Below are 17,895 nucleotides of genomic sequence, written 5' to 3'. Positions count from 1 at the left end.
GCGTGAGATCCCGCGATGCTTTTTCCCACAGAATTTGACGTAATCGTCGTCGGCGGCGGTCATGCCGGCACCGAAGCCGCTTTGGCGTCGGCGCGCATGGGCAATAAAACGCTGCTTTTGACCCATAACATAGAGACCCTTGGTCAAATGAGCTGCAATCCGTCGATTGGCGGCATCGGCAAAGGCCATCTGGTCAAGGAAGTCGACGCGCTCGGCGGCGCCATGGCGGCTGCCACCGATGAGAGCGGCATCCAGTTCCGTATCTTGAATTCGTCGAAAGGGCCGGCGGTCCGCGCCACGCGGGCTCAGGCCGACCGCGTGCTGTACAAAGCGGCGATCCGCCATCGTCTGGAGAATCAGCCGAATCTGTGGCTGTTCCAGCAGGCGGTCGATGATCTGATCGTCGAGGGCGACCGCGTGGTCGGCGCCGTTACGCAAGTAGGTATTCGTTTCCGGTCGCGCGCGGTGGTGCTGACGGCTGGCACGTTCCTCGACGGCAAGATTCACGTGGGCTTGAACAACTACACCGGCGGCCGCGCGGGTGACCCCGCCGCAGTCTCGCTATCGGCGCGATTGAAAGAGCTGAAACTGCCGCAGGGCCGGCTGAAGACGGGTACGCCGCCGCGGATCGATGGTCGCACAATCGACTATTCGCAGCTCGAAGAGCAGCCGGGCGATCTGGACCCGGTGCCGGTGTTCTCGTTCCTGGGGCGCGTCGAGCAGCACCCGCGCCAAGTTCCGTGCTGGGTCACGCATACGAATCAACGGACACACGACATTATTCGTGGCGGTCTCGATCGTTCGCCGATGTACACGGGCGTGATCGAGGGGGTGGGGCCGCGTTATTGCCCGTCGATCGAGGACAAGATTCACCGGTTTGCGTCGAAGGAATCGCATCAGATCTACCTCGAGCCGGAAGGTCTGACCACGAACGAGTTCTATCCGAACGGAATCTCGACGAGCCTGCCGTTCGACGTACAACTTGAACTGGTGCGATCTATGCGCGGTCTCGAGCACGCGCACATACTGCGGCCTGGCTATGCGATCGAGTACGACTATTTCGACCCGCGTGGACTCAAGGCATCGCTGGAAACGAAGGTGATCAATGGCCTGTTCTTCGCCGGACAGATCAACGGTACGACCGGCTACGAAGAGGCGGCCGCCCAGGGCGTTCTGGCCGGCATCAATGCCGGCCTGTTCGTGCAAGGCAAGGAAGCATGGTGCCCGCGGCGCGACCAGGCTTATCTCGGCGTGCTCGTCGACGATCTGGTCACGCGCGGGGTGTCCGAGCCGTACCGAATGTTCACGAGCCGTGCGGAGTACCGTCTGAGTTTGCGCGAGGACAATGCCGACATGCGGTTGACGGAGATGGGGCGCGAGCTGGGTGTAGTCGATGACGCCCGCTGGGACGCCTTCAGTCGCAAGCGGGACGCTGTTTCACGTGAAACACAGCGCTTGCGTTCAACGTGGGTCAATCCTAAGACCTTATCCGCGGAACAAGCGACCGCATTGCTCGGCAAGCCGATCGACCACGAATACAGTCTCGCGGACCTGCTGCGTCGTCCGGGTGTCAGCTACGACGGCGTCTGCGCGCTGCGTGACGGCACTTGTGGCGCGCCCGAAGCACTTGCGGAAGACCCCGTGCTGCTCGGGCAGATCAAGGAACAGATTGAAATCGGCGTCAAATATCAAGGCTATATCGATCGACAGGCCGGTGAAATCGAACGCAACGAGGCCCAAGAGAATACCCGTTTGCCAGAAGGGTTGGACTACACCGAGGTGCGTGGACTGTCGTTCGAAGCACGCCAGAAGCTGATGCAGTTCCGGCCGGAAACGATCGGCCAGGCGTCGCGTATTTCGGGCATCACGCCTGCCGCGATCTCGCTGCTGATGGTTCATCTGAAGCGTGGCCTCGGGCGTCGCCCGTCGAAACCCGCCGAACCCGGCGCCGACAGCACGCCGGTGGTGCAATGACGGCAGCGCAAAGAGGAGTCGACCAGCAGGCCTTGGCGTCATTGCTGGCGGACGGTGTCCGTGAACTTGGCCTCGAACTCAGCGACGCCCAGCAGCGCAAGCTACTCGATTACGTCGCGCTGCTCGCGAAGTGGAACAACGTCTACAACCTGACGGCAATCCGCGATCCGCGGCAGATGCTGATTCAGCACATCCTCGATTCGCTGTCGATCGTGCCGCACCTGGCGCCGCGCGGACCTTCGTCGGTGCTCGACGTGGGCTCGGGCGGTGGCATGCCGGGCATCGTGCTCGCGATTGTGCTGCCCGATTGGACCGTCACGACGAACGACATCGTCCACAAGAAGACGGCATTTCAATCGCAGGCGAAGGCCGAACTGGGCCTCGCGAACCTGTCGGTCGTGACCGGCCGCGTGGAGACGCTGCAGCCTGGCGCCGAAGTACCGGCAAAGTTCGACGTAATCGTCTCGCGCGCATTCGCAGAACTCGCGGATTTCGTTACACTGGCCCGTCATCTGGTTGCGGAGCAGGGCGCGATCTGGGCGATGAAGGGTGTGCGGCCGGATGCCGAAATCGCGCGTCTGCCGGCGGGCGCCCACGTTGAACAGATCGTCCGACTGAATGTGCCGTCGCTCGACGCCGAACGGCACCTGATTGAGGTACGAGTGGACACCGAAAGCTAACGGACGCCGAGGCCTCCAAGTACCCTCAGTAATTTTCACTTCATCCAAGCAGCAAAAGGGACACACCAACGATGGCAAAAATCTTCTGCGTTGCGAACCAGAAGGGCGGTGTCGGCAAGACGACCACCACAGTCAATCTGGCCGCAAGCCTGGCAGCGCAGGGACAGCGAGTCCTTCTCATCGATCTGGACCCGCAAGGCAACGCCACGATGGGCAGCGGTATCGACAAAGCCGAATGTGCGAACACGGTCTACGAGGTGCTCGTGGACAGCGTGTCCGTGGCCGATGCGCGCGTGCGGCCCGAGGCGGTCGGCTACGACGTGCTGCCGGCGAACCGTGAGCTCGCGGGCGCCGAAGTCGAACTCGTCAGCATGCAGAATCGCGAGCGTCAACTGAGGACGGCGCTGGCTGCGGTCGAGGGCGAATACGATTTCGTGCTCATCGATTGCCCGCCGGCTCTGTCGCTGCTGACGCTCAACGGACTATGCGCCGCGCACGGGGTCGTCATCCCGATGCAGTGCGAATACTTCGCGCTCGAAGGGCTGTCCGACCTCGTCAACACGATCAAGCAAGTGCACGCGAACCTGAATCGCGACCTCAAGGTGATCGGTCTGCTGCGCGTGATGTTCGATCCGCGCATCACGTTGCAACAGCAAGTCTCGGATCAATTGAAAGAGCACTTCGGCGACAAGGTGTTCGACGCGGTGATTCCGCGCAATGTGCGATTGGCCGAGGCGCCCAGCTACGGGCTGCCCGGTGTGGTGTTCGATAGGGCGTCGCGAGGCGCGCAGGCGTACGTGCAGTTCGGCGTTGAAATGATTGAACGGGTGCGCGCGCTGAATGACGCGCCCCAGGCATCCTAAGCGGATCGAGGAAGCACGATGAACGCAGTAGCAAGAAAGAAGGGACTAGGCCGCGGTCTGGAGGCATTGCTCGGCGGCACCGCGGATATCACCGAAGCAGCGGTGATCGACGGCGCGCCGAACGTGCTGCCCCTCGGCAAGATGCAGGCCGGCAAATACCAGCCGCGCACGCGCATGGACGAAGGCGCGCTGCAGGAACTCGCGGCGAGCATCCGCGCTCAAGGGCTGATGCAGCCGATCCTCGTGCGTCCGATCGCGGCGGATCGCTACGAGATCATCGCGGGCGAGCGGCGTTTTCGCGCGGCGCGACTCGCTGGCCTCGACGAGGTGCCGGTGCTTGTGAAGGACGTGCCCGACCAGGCCGCAGCGGCGATGGCGCTGATCGAAAACATTCAGCGCGAGGATCTGAATCCGCTGGAAGAGGCCCAAGGCATCCAGCGCCTGCTGGACGAATTCAATTTCACGCATGAGCAGGCGGCAGAGTCGGTGGGTCGTTCGCGCAGCGCGGTGTCGAACCTGCTGCGTCTGCTGAACCTCGCGACGCCGGTACAGACGATGTTGCTCGCCGGAGATCTCGACATGGGCCACGCTCGCGCGCTGCTCGCCGTCGATGCCGCGACGCAAATCACGCTGGCCAACCAGGTCGTCAACAAGCGCCTATCTGTGCGCGAGACCGAAAAGCTGGTCGCGATGACCATGAAGGTGACGCCGGCGGCAAAGGCGCGCGCGAACCCGGATGGCGGCCGTGACACGCGACGGCTAGAAGAGGAACTGTCGGACCTGTTGTCGGCGACGGTGAAAATCAAGCTCGGCCGACGCGGTCGCGGCCAGGTGCTGGTGGACTTTGGCAATCTCGACGCGTTGGAAGGCATTCTTGTTCGGTTGCGCGGGAACGCGAACGTTTGAGTGCCAATTGGCGCTTAGTAGGGAAGGGTGGTGAACGGCTGGCGGCCTGTGCATGAGCACTGCCGCGAGTTGGTTTACCGCAGCGCGAGCGACCACCGTCGGTTTCAAAATCAGCCAATGCAAAAATAATCAGTAATCCTAGTTTCAAACGTTCGACATTGTGCGGTAATCATCCCTACGAGCCGCTATCACAAAGCGGCTCGATCATCATCGAAAATCGCGGCGAAAAAAGAATCACGTCAATTGAAGAACTGCGCGGTTCAGCCCTTAAAAAAGCGGCATTTGTTGCATTTTCGAGACGTCCGCCGCAGCGTCAAAACGCCCTGCCAACGGGCTTCAATCCACGCGACTACCCCCGCAGGTTTTGCCTTGCCCCGCCCGCCTTACATTTCACGTGTTTCGCGTCTTTCGCATACGTTTTACCGCATCGTGAAGGCACGTTTCACGCCGTTATAGGTTGGCCTAAAGTCTTGAATTGCCTGCAACTATCGCTTACAATCGCCCGGATTTAATTGCACGGCAACCCCGTAAGCGCTGCGTAAACTCGCGGGCTGAACGAGACTTTCGGAACATTGCGATGGCGGTTAAAACGTCGAATCTGTCGCCGGAAAATGGTGACGACAGACACCGCGCTGAACGCTCCGCACCCGAGACGTCCGCCAGTCGGAAGTTCGATCCGGCCGAAGCGTGGGATGACGCGCAGGAAGATAACAATATCGTTCCGCTCACGCGGGCCGAGGCGGAAAAGCTGTTTGGTCCCGGCGTGGGTCGTCCATCGCGCGTGACGCCGTTCAGGGTCGTCGCAGCGCAAATGGTTTTGTCCCTGGTTGCAACGCTGTTGTGGTGGCTGTTCTACAAGCCGCCGGGCGCTGCTGCGCTGTCAGCGTTCCTGGGGGGGGCGATCTGCTGGGTACCGGGCGCGCTGTTCGCGGCGCGACTGAAAAAGCTGGGCGGCGCCGAGACCGTGATGAGTTGGATGATCGGCGAAGCACTAAAGATGGGGACAACGATTGCGATGTTTGTCGCAATCGCCTTCTGGTATCACGACGTACGTTGGATTCCGCTGCTGGTGACCTACCTCATCGCGCTGAAGACTTACTGGATCGCGTTGGCGTGGCGCTAAGGTAGCAGCACAAAAAATAGCAGCAAAAAGAATTTAAGGCCGGCGCGCAGCGCCGGCGAGGGTGTGCGGATGAGATAGGGCCGCACCCGGCGCGTTCCCGCAACACGGTATTTCGGCGGGAACGGCCTCAAACGATTTTCGACAATTTGGGTGGCTTTAACGATATGGCAGCTAGCGAAGGCACGCGCGCAATGGATCCGTCCGAGTACATCGCGCACCACTTGCAGAACTTTTCCACCGCACACCAGACGTCGATTTTCGACATCCACGTGTGGAATCTCGACACCCTTTTCTGGTCGATCGTGTGCGGTCTCGTCACGATCCTCGTGCTGCACCTGGCAGCACGCAAGGCAACGTCCGGCGTGCCGGGCCGCTTCCAATGCGCGATCGAAATGCTGGTCGAAATGGTCGAGGATCAATCGAAGGCGATGATCCACGGCTCACGGACTTTCATCGCGCCGCTCGCGCTGACAGTGTTCGTCTGGGTCGCGCTGATGAATTCGCTCGACTTCATCCCCGTCGACCTGCCGGGCCGCTTGATCGGCTGGCTGGGTCTCTCCGAAGTCATTCCGCACCACCGCCTCGTGCCGACCGCCGACCTGAACGGCACGATCGGCATCGCGCTCGGCGTGTTCGTGCTGATGATTTACTACAACTTCAAGATCAAGGGCGCCGGTGGCTTCGTGCATGAGCTGCTGTCCGCTCCGTTCGGCGCGCATCCGCTGCTGTGGATCCCGAACCTGGCACTGAACATCATCGAGTTCGTCGCGAAGACGGTCTCGCTCGGCATGCGGCTGTTCGGCAACATGTACGCGGGCGAACTGTTGTTCCTGCTGATTGCCCTGCTCGGCAGCATCTGGAGCTTCGGCGCGGACACGACGGTGCTTGGCTTCATCGGCCACGTGGTCGCCGGCACAGTGTGGTCAATCTTCCACATCCTGATCGTTCTGCTGCAGGCGTTCATTTTCATGATGCTGACGCTGGTGTACATCGGCCAGGCACACGACGCGCACTAACCTGCGTTGTCGGCAAAGAATCGTAGTTTTTTAATTCCCAGTTCCAACCAGTTCTAAAAGACTTTTCACAAAGGAGTGATCATGCAAGCTTTCATCGCCAACATCCAGGGTCTGACCGCCATCGGTATCGGCATCATCATCGGCCTGGGTGCTATCGGCGCCTGTATCGGTATCGGTCTGATGGGCGGCAAGTACATCGAAGCATGCGCCCGTCAACCGGAACTGATGAACCCGCTGCAAACCAAGATGTTCCTGCTGGCTGGTCTGATCGATGCGGCGTTCCTGATTGGCGTTGGTGTGGCAATGCTGTTTGCGTTCGCGAACCCGCTGCTCTCGAAGCTGGCAGGCTGAGGTTCCTCGGAGGTTTGCGCCTGAGCTATAACAGGTAAAGGCGCAGGGCGGAACGGGTACTGGGGCGCTGATCGAGCAGAATCGATGAGCGCCTTGCCGTTTCACTTTCCGAACAAGCAACGTTTAAGGAAACACCGTGAATCTCAACGCAACCCTGTTTGCGCAAATGGTCGTGTTCCTGATCCTCGCGTGGTTCACGATGAAATTCGTGTGGCCGCCGCTGATCAACGCCCTCGACGAGCGCGCGAAGAAGATCGCCGACGGTCTGTCCGCCGCGGAAAAGGGCAAGCAGGAACTCGAAGCCGCTCACAAGCGCGTCGACCAGGAACTGGCTCAGGCTCGCAACGATGGCCAGCAACGCATCGCCGACGCTGAAAAGCGCGCTGTCGCCGTCGCCGACGAAATCAAGGCTCAGGCACAGGTGGAAGCCGCCCGCATCATCGCGCAGGCGAAGGCCGATGCGGAGCAGCAAGTCGTGAAGGCGCGCGAAGCGCTGCGTGGCGAAGTCGCTGCACTCGCTGTGAAGGGCGCTGAACAGATCCTGAAGCGCGAAGTCGACCAGGCAGCCCACGCTGACCTGCTGAATCAACTGAAAGCCGAGCTCTGATCATGGCCGAACTTGCAACCATCGCCCGTCCGTACGCGGAAGCGCTGTTTGGCGTGGCCGAAGCTGGTGACATCGCCGCCTGGTCCACGCTCGTGCAGGAGCTGGCACAGGTTGCGCGTCTGCCCGAAGTGCTGTCGATCGCCTCGAGCCCGAAAGTGAGCCGTGCCCAGGTTAGCGATCTGCTGCTGGCCGCGGTCAAGTCGCCGCTCAAGGACAACGCGCAAGCGAAGAATCTGGTGCAGATGCTGGTGGATAACCATCGCCTGCAGCTGCTGCCGGAAATCGCCTCGCAGTTCGAAGAGTTGAAGAACGCCCGCGAAGGGGCGGCAGATGTGCTGGTCGTCAGCGCATTCCCGCTCGAAGGTGCGCAGTTGAACGAACTCGTCGCAAGCCTCGAACGCAAGTTCAAGCGCAAGCTGAAACCGACGGTCGAAGTCGATCAGTCGCTGATCGGCGGCGTACGCGTGACAGTCGGCGACGAAGTGCTCGATACCTCGGTCCGCGCGCGGCTCGCCAGGATGCAAACGGCCCTGACGGCCTGAAGCGCTTCGCGCTTTAGCGGCTGGCACGCAACAGAATTGACTATCAGGAGCGAATAATGCAACTCAATCCCTCTGAGATCAGCGAGCTGATCAAGAGCCGGATCCAGGGCCTTGAAGCGAGCGCAGACGTTCGCAATCAAGGCACCGTGATCTCCGTGACCGACGGTATCGTGCGTATCCACGGTCTGTCGGAAGTGATGCAGGGCGAAATGCTCGAATTCCCGGGCAACACCTTCGGTCTGGCACTGAACCTCGAGCGCGACTCGGTCGGCGCCGTGATTCTGGGTGAATACGAACACATTTCGGAAGGCGACATCGTCAAGACGACGGGCCGCATTCTCGAAGTGCCGGTTGGTCCGGAACTGCTCGGCCGTGTGGTCGACGCGCTCGGTAACCCGATCGATGGCAAGGGCCCGCTCAATGCGAAGATGACCGACGCAATCGAAAAGATTGCACCGGGCGTGATCTGGCGTAAGTCGGTTTCGGAACCGGTCCAAACCGGTTTGAAGTCGATCGACTCGATGGTGCCGATCGGCCGTGGCCAGCGTGAGCTGATCATCGGCGACCGTCAGTGCGGCAAGACCGCAGTTGCAGTCGACGCGATCATCAACCAGAAAGGCAAGAACCTCGTCTGTATCTACGTCGCGATTGGCCAGAAGGCTTCGTCGATCATGAACGTAGTGCGCAAGCTCGAAGAATCGGGCGCGCTCGAATACACGATCGTCGTGGCTGCTTCGGCTTCGGATTCGGCCGCGATGCAATACCTCGCGCCGTACGCCGGCTGCACGATGGGCGAATACTTCCGCGATCGCGGTCAGGACGCGCTGATCGTTTATGACGACTTGACCAAGCAGGCTTGGGCATACCGTCAGATCTCGCTGCTGCTGCGCCGTCCGCCGGGCCGTGAAGCTTACCCGGGTGACGTTTTCTATCTGCACTCGCGTCTGCTCGAGCGTGCTGCTCGCGTGTCGGAAGAGTACGTAGAGAAGTTCACCAACGGTGAAGTGAAAGGCAAGAGCGGTTCGCTGACGGCACTGCCGGTCATCGAAACGCAGGCAGGTGACGTGACCGCATTCGTTCCGACGAACGTGATCTCGATTACCGACGGCCAGATCTTCCTTGAAACCGACCTCTTCAACGCAGGTATCCGCCCGGCAATTAACGCTGGCGTGTCGGTGTCGCGTGTGGGTGGCGCGGCTCAGACGAAGGTCGTGAAGAAGCTGTCGGGCGGTATCCGTACCGACCTCGCGCAGTACCGTGAACTCGCTGCATTCGCGCAGTTCGCATCGGACCTCGACGAAGCAACCCGCAAGCAGCTCGAGCGCGGCCGCCGCGTGACGGAACTGCTGAAGCAGCCGCAGTATCAGCCGCTGCAAGTGTGGGAACTGGCTGTGTCGCTGTTCGCGGCGAACAACGGCTATCTCGACGACCTCGAAGTTGCTCAAGTCCTGCCGTTCGAGAAGGGCCTGCGCGATCACCTGAAGTCGAGCCATGCTGACCTGGTGAAGCGTATCGAAGATACCAAGGAACTCTCGAAGGACGACGAAGGCTTGCTGCACACGGCCGTCAAAGACTTCAAGAAGTCCGGCGCTTATTGATCCGCAAGGCATAAACGGACCTTGAAGCGGCGCGGGCCGCATGCGAATGCTCCCGCGCTGCTTCGATCAAGGAGCAAGCAATGGCTGGAATGAAGGAAATTCGCGGCAAGATCAAGAGCGTGCAAAACACGCGCAAGATCACGAAAGCGATGGAGATGGTGGCCGCATCGAAGATGCGCCGCGCTCAGGAGCGCATGCGCGCTGCTCGCCCGTATGCCGACAAGGTCCGCGACATCGCCGCGCACATGAGCCGTGCGAACCCGGAGTATCGTCACCCGTTCATGGTGTCGAACGAAGGCGCGAAGGCGGCTGGCATCATCCTCGTCACGACTGACAAAGGTCTGTGCGGCGGGATGAACACCAACGTGCTGCGCGCGTCGCTGCAGAAGTTCAAGGAACTGGAAGGCCAGGGCAAGACGATCGAGGCAACTGCGATCGGCAGCAAGGGTCTGGGTTTCCTGAACCGTCTGCAGGCGAAGGTCGTGTCGAACGTCGTGCAACTGGGCGATACGCCGCATCTGGAAAAACTGATCGGCGCCGTGAAGGTGCAGCTCGACCTGTTCTCGGAAGGCAAGATTTCGGCGGTGTACCTTGCGTACACGCGCTTCGTCAACACGATGAAGCAGGAGCCGGTGATCGAGCAACTGCTGCCGTTGTCGGCGGACCAGTTCGAGCGCACGGAAGAAGACGGTACAACGCCGAGCACGCAGTGGGACTACATCTACGAGCCGGATGCGCAGGCAGTGGTGGACGAACTGCTGGTGCGTTATGTCGAAGCGCTGGTCTATCAGGCTGTCGCTGAAAACATGGCATCGGAGCAGTCGGCCCGCATGGTCGCGATGAAAGCCGCTTCGGACAACGCGAAGACGGTCATCAGCGATCTGCAGCTCGTCTACAACAAGAGCCGTCAGGCCGCGATCACGAAAGAACTGTCGGAAATCGTCGGTGGAGCGGCGGCCGTCTGACCTCGGTCAGACAGGTCGTTGCGTGTGCGCCCGAGTGGCGCACCCATCGGAGAAACTGCGCCTTTGCGCGAGTGAAGAATTGAGTATCTAAAGGAAAAGCGATGAGTACTACTGCTTTGGTAGAAGGCAAGATCGTACAGTGCATCGGCGCGGTGATCGACGTGGAATTTCCGCGTGAATCCATGCCGAAGATCTACGACGCGCTCATTCTCGAAGGTTCGGAGCTGACGCTCGAAGTCCAGCAGCAGCTGGGCGACGGCGTGGTCCGTACCATCTGTCTGGGTGCTTCGGACGGTCTGCGCCGCGGCACGGTCGTCAAGAACACGGGCAACCCGATCAGCGTGCCGGTCGGCAAGCCGACCCTCGGCCGTATCATGGACGTGCTGGGCCGTCCGATCGACGAAGCCGGTCCGATCTCGAGCGAAACCACGCGTGCGATCCACCAGAAGGCTCCGGCGTTCGACCAACTGTCGCCGTCGACCGAGCTGCTCGAAACCGGTATCAAGGTTATCGACCTGATCTGCCCGTTCGCAAAGGGCGGTAAGGTGGGTCTGTTCGGTGGCGCCGGTGTGGGCAAGACCGTGAACATGATGGAACTGATCAACAACATCGCGAAGGAACACGGCGGTTACTCCGTGTTCGCCGGTGTGGGCGAGCGTACCCGTGAAGGGAACGATTTCTATCATGAAATGAAGGACTCGAACGTTCTCGACAAGGTCGCGCTGGTGTACGGCCAGATGAACGAGCCGCCGGGCAACCGTCTGCGCGTCGCGCTGACCGGGCTGACCATGGCCGAGCACTTCCGTGATGAAGGCCTCGACGTGCTGTTCTTCGTCGACAACATCTACCGTTTCACGCTGGCCGGTACCGAAGTGTCGGCGCTGCTCGGCCGTATGCCGTCGGCAGTGGGTTATCAGCCGACGCTGGCTGAAGAAATGGGTAAGCTGCAAGAGCGTATTACGTCAACGAAGACTGGCTCGATTACGTCGGTGCAGGCCGTGTACGTCCCTGCGGACGACTTGACCGACCCGTCGCCGGCTACGACCTTCGGCCACCTGGACGCAACCGTCGTGCTGTCGCGTGACATCGCTTCGCTCGGTATCTACCCCGCGGTGGACCCGCTCGATTCGACCTCGCGTCAGATCGACCCGCACGTGATCGGGGAAGAGCACTACTCGATCACGCGCGGCGTGCAGCAAACGCTGCAGCGCTACAAGGAACTTCGCGACATTATCGCGATTCTGGGCATGGATGAACTCGCGCCGGAAGACAAGCTTGCTGTCGCGCGCGCTCGTAAGATCCAGCGTTTCCTGTCGCAGCCGTTCCACGTCGCTGAAGTGTTTACGGGTTCGCCGGGCAAGTACGTGCCGCTGAAGGAAACGATCCGTGGCTTCAAGATGATCGTCGAAGGCGAGTGCGATCACCTGCCGGAGCAAGCGTTCTACATGGTCGGCACGATCGACGAAGCCTTCGAAAAGGCCAAGAAGATCCAGTAAAGGTCGGGTGTAACGAAGCGGGCGCGGGCCTCGCGCATCACGACTGCTTAGACGGTAGTGTTGCGCAAAGCCGGCGTCTCTGATTACGCTCAACCCGCCTTGCATGGGACGGGAGTCAGCACCCAACCGCTAACTCTCGTCGACAGGAGTCGACACATATGGCAACCATTAAAGTAGACGTCGTCAGTGCGGAAGAGGAAATCTTCTCGGGCCAGGCGAAGTTCGTCGCGCTGCCAGGCGAAGCGGGTGAACTCGGCATTCTGCCGGGCCACACGCCGCTCATCACGCGGATCCGTCCGGGTGCGGTGCGCATCGAAGTGGAAAATGGCGAAGAAGAGTTTGTCTTCGTCGCCGGCGGCATCCTCGAAGTTCAGCCGGGCGCAGTGACGGTTCTTGCCGACACCGCGATCCGCGGCAAGGATCTCGACGAAGCCAAGGCCGAAGACGCACGCAAGCGTGCGGAAGAGGCGCTGCAAAACACGGGCTCGAACCTCGAGTACGCGACCGCACAGGCGGAACTTGCGTACGCGACGGCGCAGCTCGCGGCAATCCAGCGTCTGCGCAAGCTGCGCGGCCAGCACTAAAGCAGCACGTAGTAGAAGAAAGCAGCCCGCGTGGCTGCTTTTTTTTGATATCTGATTGACGTTTACGTAAAGGTCGGCAAAATCCACGAGGTGGGAGACAGAGGCGTCGGTCTGCAGGGGCGGTGCGGGTAAGACTTCATTCCGGCCCGATACGCGCTGGTGCACAATCGATTTCAAATTCATTTCAATCGAGCGCGCTGGCGCTCACGGAGACAACACCATGGCAACGCATAGCTCGGGCGAAGGTGCACTCATCGAACCCGCGGATCGACTGTCGTATGTGCGCGGGTCGACTGAAAACCCGCTGAGCGAAGCGACCGTTGGCGAGTTTCTGCGCGACACCGCCGTGCGCTTCCCGGACCGGCCGGCCGTGGTGTTTCGCGAACAGCGCATCCGCTGGACGTGGAGCGAATTTGCGCAAGAAGTGGATATGCTTGCGTCCGGGCTGCTTGCACTTGGCATCGCTAAGGGCGATCGCGTCGGCATCTGGTCACCGAACCGCATCGAGTGGCTGCTGACGCAGTTCGCGACCGCGCGGATCGGTGCGATCCTCGTCAATATCAATCCGGCCTACCGGCTCGCGGAGCTCGAATATGCGCTGAACAAGGTCGGTTGCAAGGCGATCATCACCGCAGAGCGCTTCAAGACGTCGATGTACCTGGAGATGCTGCAGGAACTCGCGCCCGAACTCGCGACGCAGCCGCCGGGCGAACTGCACGCCGCGCGGCTGCCGGATCTCCGCTACGTGATCCGCATGTGCGACACGGAGACGCCAGGCATGCTGAGCTTTTCCGACGTGATCGAGCGCGGGCGGGCCTCGTTCGACGCCGCCCGGCTCGATGCGATCGGTGCGACGCTGTCCTGCCGTGAACCTATCAACATCCAGTTCACGAGTGGCACGACGGGCAATCCGAAGGGCGCGACGCTGACGCATCGCAACGTCGTGAACAACGCGCGCTATATCGCGATGGCGATGCGGCTCGGCGAGCAGGACGGCCTGTGCATTCCAGTGCCGCTGTACCACTGCTTTGGGATGGTGCTGGCGGTGCTCGCGTGTGTGTCGGTCGGGGCGAACATGGTGTTTCCGGGCGAGGGCTTCGATCCGGCCGCGACGCTCGCTGCGACCGCCGAGGAAAAATGCACCGCGCTGCACGGCGTGCCGACGATGTTCATCGCCGAACTCGACCATCCGACCTTCGCCTCATACGACTTCTCGCGGCTGCGCACCGGCATCATGGCGGGCTCGCCGTGCCCGATCGAGACGATGAAGAAGGTCGTCTCGAAGATGCATCTGAGTGAGATCACGATTGCCTACGGCATGACGGAAACTAGCCCGGTCTCGTTCCAAAGCTCGACGACCGACCCGCTCGACAAGCGGACCACGACGGTCGGGCGCATCCAGCCGCATCTCGAAGTGAAAATCGTCGATCCGCTCGGCAATATCGTCCCGGTTGGCGAAACCGGCGAGCTATGCACGCGCGGCTACTCGGTGATGCTCGGTTACTGGGACGACGAGGCGAAGACGCGCGAGAGCATCGTCGACGGCTGGATGCACACGGGCGATCTGGCGACGCTCGACGCCGAAGGCTATTGCAACATCGTCGGTCGGCTGAAGGACATGCTGATTCGCGGCGGCGAAAACATCTATCCGCGCGAGATCGAGGAGTTTCTGTTCCGCCACCCGAAAATCCAGAGCGTACAGGTGTTCGGCGTGCCCGATACCAGGTACGGCGAAGAAGTATGCGCGTGGATCGTGCTGCGTCCGGGCGAACAGGCAACGCCAGAAGAGATCCAGCAGTTCTGCCAGGGACAGATTGCGCACTACAAAGTGCCGCGCTACATCCGCTTCGTCGACGAACTGCCGATGACCGTGACCGGCAAGGTGCAGAAATTCGTGATGCGCGAGCGCATGATCGGCGAATTGAAGCTCAGGGAGGACAAGACGGCATGACGCTGCCGCGGAGCGCTGCGCAGGCAAGGATGAGCAATAGGAAGAGGGCCGAACTGGAGTTGCGCGCCGAGGATTCGTCGCGCGCAAACGTTTGAGCAGACGAAAAAAAAGCGGGCCTGGAGCCCGCTAAAAACCACACGCTACGGGGTTAGCGCGAGGAGACCAATGATGGGACGGTTACGCCGACGACCCTGCGTCGATTACGGCCCCAGCAGGGATGCCCCTTCACAGGGCTTCGGCAAGCGCCGACCGGCAAGTGCATCGTATCCGCTCACACCACGCACACAGCCACATCCGTGTTGAAACCGTTGAGGGCATTGTGGGCGAATTAACCTACGAAGGCGGTAACAAAGTGTTTCAGGTTGTAACGCCCGCCAGATAAGGCGTTGCGGGATTTATTGCCAAAATAAAGCATATGAAACGTAGTTTTTACCGATGACTACGCCGCAATTTAATATGCATGATTGATGCCATTCATGACGCATATTGCGGTAGGAATGAGGTCACTTATTAGCGTGAAATAGTTGCGTCTGCAGCTTTTTGAGGGACGCACTTCATGTATAACAAGCACTCCGACTCTGCCCCGAAATACCTCGCACTCCGGCGAGAAGTTAATCGGCGATGCAGCAATGCGAATCCGCTTGTGCTGGTTGTTAAAAAGGGGCGCAACGCTTCCTCGGAGAGCTGATCCGAAAGTTATTACGGCCCGACGACGTCGCTCTTGGTTACATCCTCGCCGACACGCAGCCGTCAGGCTTGCACAGGCCGCCCATGCCGCAATCAGTTGGACGGCCTGGCATGGACACGGTCGGCTTACTTCAGCCACTTGTCCGAAATAGCCTGATACTCGCCGGTCGCCCGAGCGAGGTGCAGCCACTGATCGACGTATTGCTGGAACGCGACGTCGCCCCGCGGCACGAGCCACGCCTTTTCGCCGTACTGGAACGGCTTGTCCGGATGCACGGAGCATAGGCCGGGATTGAGCTTCTGCTGCAGCAGCGTTTCCGACGCATCCGTCACCATCACATCCGCCTTGCCCGCGAGGATTTGCTTGAAGATCGTCACGTTGTCCGGATAAACGGTCACGTTCGCGTGCGTGAAGTATTGCTTCGCGAACTTCTCGTTTGTGCCACCGGGATTGACGATCACTCGCGTGGACGGTTGATCGATCTGCGCGACCGTCTGATATTTGTTGACGTCGTCGCAACGGACGATCGGCGTCTTGCCGTCGATCATGTAAGCCTGAGTGAAGAACGCATGCTTTTGGCGCTCGAGCGTTGGCGACACACCGCCGATGCCGATGTCGCACTTCGCGACGAAGTCGTTCATCAGGTTCGACCACGACGTCTTGACGAATTCGACCTTCACGCCGAGCGACTTCGCGAGCGACTCAGCCATGTCGATATCGATGCCCTCGAACTGGCCATCGCCTTTGTAAAACGAGTACGGCTTGTAGTCGCCGGTAGTGCAGGCGCGTATCGTGCCGCGGCTGACGATGTCGTCGAGCCTGGACGGCGCGGCCGCGGCGCTTTGCGCGTTCGCCACGCCGACATGCATCAGGACGCCGGCGAGCGCGCCGAGCATTGCGAGTGCTGCCTTCTTCATCGAGTCTCCTGTGGTGTGTAGTGTGTAATTCATCGGTAAAGCTGTCGGATAGTAGCTTGGCAGCGAGGGCTTGAACATCGGCCATTCAACCAGGGCGACGCGGGCAGCGGAAGACAGCGACCACGAAGCCGTGCACGCAGTGTCGGCCGGTAGCCGACAGAGGTGCGCCCTAGCCGCACCCCGCCCGCTTTCCACGACGCGCCGTCGCAACATCGATCACCCCGCGATGCGCGATGTCCGCAGCCGCCTCCGGTAAAATGCTCCTTTGCCCTCAGCTCTCCAGTCGCACGCAACGTGGCCCATCAACTCCTGAACGACACTTTCCTGCGCGCGCTGCTGCGCCAGCCCACCGACTACACGCCGATCTGGCTGATGCGGCAAGCTGGCCGCTATCTGCCGGAATACAACGCCACGCGTGGCCGCGCGGGCAGTTTCCTCGGTCTCGCGAAGAATCCGGCTTTCGCGACGGAAGTCACGTTGCAGCCGCTCGATCGGTATCCGCTCGACGCCGCGATCCTGTTCTCCGACATCCTGACCGTGCCCGACGCGATGGGCCTTGGTCTCGAGTTCGTCAACGGCGAGGGGCCGAAATTTGCCCGTCCGGTGCGCACCGAAGACGACGTCGCGCGCCTCGCGGTGCCGGATATCGACGCGACACTGCGCTACGTGACCGACGCCGTGCGTGAAATCCGCTTGGCGCTCAAGGACGCGCAAGGCCGCCAGCGCGTGCCTCTGATCGGCTTCTCAGGCAGCCCTTGGACGCTCGCGTGCTACATGGTCGAAGGCGGCGGCTCGGCGGACTTTCGCACGGTCAAATCGATGCTCTACGCTCGTCCCGATCTGCTGCAGCGGATTCTCGAGATCAACGCGCGCGCCGTCGCCGCCTATCTGAACGCGCAGATCGAAGCCGGCGCACAAGCAGTGATGATTTTCGACACATGGGGCGGAGCACTCGCCGACGGCATCTATCAGCGCTTTTCGCTGCGCTACATCGAGCAGGTGGTCAGTCAGCTGAAGCGCGAGCACGACGGCGAAAAAGTGCCCGTGATCGCCTTCACGAAGGGCGGCGGCCTGTGGCTCGACGACATCGCCGCGAGCGGCGTCGACGCGGTGGGCCTTGACTGGACCGTGAACCTCGGCAAGGCGCGCGAGCGTGTCGGTGACAAGGTGGCGCTCCAGGGCAACATCGATCCGTCGGTGCTGTTTGCACCGCCCGCCGCGATCCGCATGGAAGCGCGCGCGGTGCTCGACAGCTTCGGCAATCATCCCGGCCACGTTTTCAATCTGGGTCACGGGATTTCGCAGTTCACGCCGCCAGAGCATGTTGCCGAGCTGGTCGACGAAGTGCATCGTCACAGCCGCGCTATTCGTAGTGGCGCACATACGCCTGCGTGAGACTGTAATCGTTACCGTTTCGTGTTGCGTCGCAGCGAATTGGGCTCTGGGCCTAAGGACCGTAGTTCCGCGAAGAGGCCGTCAGATGGTGGTCTTACGAAAGTCAAGAGCTGACTTATGCACACTTCGCACGCTGCGGCGCAGTAGAGGGTTTGATCGTGGCCCGACCCTTGCACATACCCGGCGCATTTGATCTAAGCCTTGTCGGGCAAGGCTTTGCGGGGAGCGGGAGGAAATGT

General features: G+C 60.9%; 16 protein-coding genes. 15 read left to right on the top strand and 1 reads right to left on the bottom strand.

Annotation, left to right across the window (positions count from 1 at the left end):
- Window positions 1-15: 15 nt before the first annotated feature.
- The 14 genes from mnmG (at window position 16) to GCT19_RS17170 (ending at window position 14,656) form a co-directional block, all read left to right on the top strand.
- Window positions 16-1,974: a tRNA uridine-5-carboxymethylaminomethyl(34) synthesis enzyme MnmG gene (gene mnmG, locus GCT19_RS17235; protein ID WP_026228091.1), complete on the top strand. Its 1,959-nt coding sequence runs from the start codon at window positions 16-18 to the stop codon at window positions 1,972-1,974.
- Window positions 1,971-2,654: a 16S rRNA (guanine(527)-N(7))-methyltransferase RsmG gene (gene rsmG, locus GCT19_RS17230; protein WP_152852603.1), complete on the top strand. Its 684-nt coding sequence runs from the start codon at window positions 1,971-1,973 to the stop codon at window positions 2,652-2,654. Before mnmG ends, rsmG begins: the two co-directional genes overlap by 4 nt.
- A gap of 71 nt (window positions 2,655-2,725) precedes the next feature.
- Window positions 2,726-3,517, top strand: a complete 792-nt coding sequence (locus GCT19_RS17225) for a ParA family protein (protein WP_013090959.1) — start codon at window positions 2,726-2,728, stop codon at window positions 3,515-3,517.
- Between the two features lie 18 nt (window positions 3,518-3,535).
- Window positions 3,536-4,423 (top strand): ParB/RepB/Spo0J family partition protein, encoded by an 888-nt coding sequence (locus GCT19_RS17220; RefSeq protein ID WP_013090958.1) that lies wholly within the window; start codon window positions 3,536-3,538, stop codon window positions 4,421-4,423.
- Between the two features lie 577 nt (window positions 4,424-5,000).
- A complete protein-coding gene (locus tag GCT19_RS17215; protein WP_018432451.1) occupies window positions 5,001-5,546 on the top strand; it encodes an ATP synthase subunit I in 546 nt (181 codons plus the stop codon).
- A gap of 164 nt (window positions 5,547-5,710) precedes the next feature.
- Complete coding sequence (gene atpB, locus GCT19_RS17210; RefSeq protein WP_013090956.1) at window positions 5,711-6,562, top strand: F0F1 ATP synthase subunit A; 852 nt, start codon at window positions 5,711-5,713, stop codon at window positions 6,560-6,562.
- Between the two features lie 81 nt (window positions 6,563-6,643).
- On the top strand, window positions 6,644-6,913 hold the full coding sequence (gene atpE, locus GCT19_RS17205; protein WP_007180033.1) for a F0F1 ATP synthase subunit C: 270 nt from the start codon (window positions 6,644-6,646) through the stop codon (window positions 6,911-6,913).
- 136 nt (window positions 6,914-7,049) lie between these two features.
- The gene (locus GCT19_RS17200; protein WP_013090955.1) at window positions 7,050-7,520 is read left to right on the top strand and encodes a F0F1 ATP synthase subunit B; all 471 of its coding nucleotides are present in this window, start codon (window positions 7,050-7,052) and stop codon (window positions 7,518-7,520) included.
- A gap of 2 nt (window positions 7,521-7,522) precedes the next feature.
- Window positions 7,523-8,062, top strand: a complete 540-nt coding sequence (locus GCT19_RS17195) for a F0F1 ATP synthase subunit delta (RefSeq protein WP_013090954.1) — start codon at window positions 7,523-7,525, stop codon at window positions 8,060-8,062.
- 56 nt (window positions 8,063-8,118) lie between these two features.
- Complete coding sequence (gene atpA, locus GCT19_RS17190) at window positions 8,119-9,660, top strand: F0F1 ATP synthase subunit alpha (protein WP_018432453.1); 1,542 nt, start codon at window positions 8,119-8,121, stop codon at window positions 9,658-9,660.
- An 80-nt stretch (window positions 9,661-9,740) separates the two neighbouring features.
- Window positions 9,741-10,625: a F0F1 ATP synthase subunit gamma gene (gene atpG / locus GCT19_RS17185; protein WP_013090952.1), complete on the top strand. Its 885-nt coding sequence runs from the start codon at window positions 9,741-9,743 to the stop codon at window positions 10,623-10,625.
- A gap of 101 nt (window positions 10,626-10,726) precedes the next feature.
- Window positions 10,727-12,121, top strand: coding sequence for a F0F1 ATP synthase subunit beta (gene atpD / locus GCT19_RS17180; RefSeq protein ID WP_013090951.1), 1,395 nt, complete (start codon window positions 10,727-10,729; stop codon window positions 12,119-12,121).
- A gap of 158 nt (window positions 12,122-12,279) precedes the next feature.
- Window positions 12,280-12,705, top strand: coding sequence for a F0F1 ATP synthase subunit epsilon (locus tag GCT19_RS17175; RefSeq protein WP_008917918.1), 426 nt, complete (start codon window positions 12,280-12,282; stop codon window positions 12,703-12,705).
- 220 nt (window positions 12,706-12,925) lie between these two features.
- Window positions 12,926-14,656, top strand: coding sequence for an AMP-binding protein (locus GCT19_RS17170; protein WP_152852602.1), 1,731 nt, complete (start codon window positions 12,926-12,928; stop codon window positions 14,654-14,656).
- A gap of 813 nt (window positions 14,657-15,469) precedes the next feature.
- On the opposite strand, the gene GCT19_RS17165 is transcribed toward GCT19_RS17170, so the two are convergent.
- Window positions 15,470-16,261 (bottom strand): transporter substrate-binding domain-containing protein, encoded by a 792-nt coding sequence (locus GCT19_RS17165; protein ID WP_018432457.1) that lies wholly within the window; start codon window positions 16,259-16,261, stop codon window positions 15,470-15,472.
- A gap of 294 nt (window positions 16,262-16,555) precedes the next feature.
- Here GCT19_RS17165 and hemE point away from each other — a divergent pair, with 294 nt between their 5' ends.
- Window positions 16,556-17,656, top strand: a complete 1,101-nt coding sequence (hemE, locus tag GCT19_RS17160) for a uroporphyrinogen decarboxylase (protein ID WP_018432458.1) — start codon at window positions 16,556-16,558, stop codon at window positions 17,654-17,656.
- Window positions 17,657-17,895: the final 239 nt, after the last annotated feature.

The sequence above is a fragment of the Paraburkholderia atlantica genome (assembly GCF_009362785.1).
In the GTDB taxonomy this organism is placed as follows: Bacteria; Pseudomonadota; Gammaproteobacteria; order Burkholderiales; family Burkholderiaceae; genus Paraburkholderia; species Paraburkholderia atlantica.
Note: the sequence above shows the minus strand (reverse complement) of the source record. Positions and strands in the feature narration are given on the sequence as shown.

What these genes read in the sequence shown, in the direction of transcription:
- GCT19_RS17175 (WP_008917918.1), top strand. Translation starts at nt 12,280, where the DNA reads ATGGCAACCATTAAAGTAGACGTCGTCAGTGCGGAAGAGGAAATCTTC.
- atpA (WP_018432453.1), top strand. Translation starts at nt 8,119, where the DNA reads ATGCAACTCAATCCCTCTGAGATCAGCGAGCTGATCAAGAGCCGGATC.
- mnmG (WP_026228091.1), top strand. Translation starts at nt 16, where the DNA reads ATGCTTTTTCCCACAGAATTTGACGTAATCGTCGTCGGCGGCGGTCAT.
- atpE (WP_007180033.1), top strand. Translation starts at nt 6,644, where the DNA reads ATGCAAGCTTTCATCGCCAACATCCAGGGTCTGACCGCCATCGGTATC.
- rsmG (WP_152852603.1), top strand. Translation starts at nt 1,971, where the DNA reads ATGACGGCAGCGCAAAGAGGAGTCGACCAGCAGGCCTTGGCGTCATTG.
- atpD (WP_013090951.1), top strand. Translation starts at nt 10,727, where the DNA reads ATGAGTACTACTGCTTTGGTAGAAGGCAAGATCGTACAGTGCATCGGC.
- GCT19_RS17220 (WP_013090958.1), top strand. Translation starts at nt 3,536, where the DNA reads ATGAACGCAGTAGCAAGAAAGAAGGGACTAGGCCGCGGTCTGGAGGCA.
- GCT19_RS17225 (WP_013090959.1), top strand. Translation starts at nt 2,726, where the DNA reads ATGGCAAAAATCTTCTGCGTTGCGAACCAGAAGGGCGGTGTCGGCAAG.
- GCT19_RS17195 (WP_013090954.1), top strand. Translation starts at nt 7,523, where the DNA reads ATGGCCGAACTTGCAACCATCGCCCGTCCGTACGCGGAAGCGCTGTTT.
- atpG (WP_013090952.1), top strand. Translation starts at nt 9,741, where the DNA reads ATGGCTGGAATGAAGGAAATTCGCGGCAAGATCAAGAGCGTGCAAAAC.
- GCT19_RS17215 (WP_018432451.1), top strand. Translation starts at nt 5,001, where the DNA reads ATGGCGGTTAAAACGTCGAATCTGTCGCCGGAAAATGGTGACGACAGA.
- atpB (WP_013090956.1), top strand. Translation starts at nt 5,711, where the DNA reads ATGGCAGCTAGCGAAGGCACGCGCGCAATGGATCCGTCCGAGTACATC.
- GCT19_RS17170 (WP_152852602.1), top strand. Translation starts at nt 12,926, where the DNA reads ATGGCAACGCATAGCTCGGGCGAAGGTGCACTCATCGAACCCGCGGAT.
- GCT19_RS17165 (WP_018432457.1), bottom strand. Translation starts at nt 16,261, where the DNA reads ATGAAGAAGGCAGCACTCGCAATGCTCGGCGCGCTCGCCGGCGTCCTG.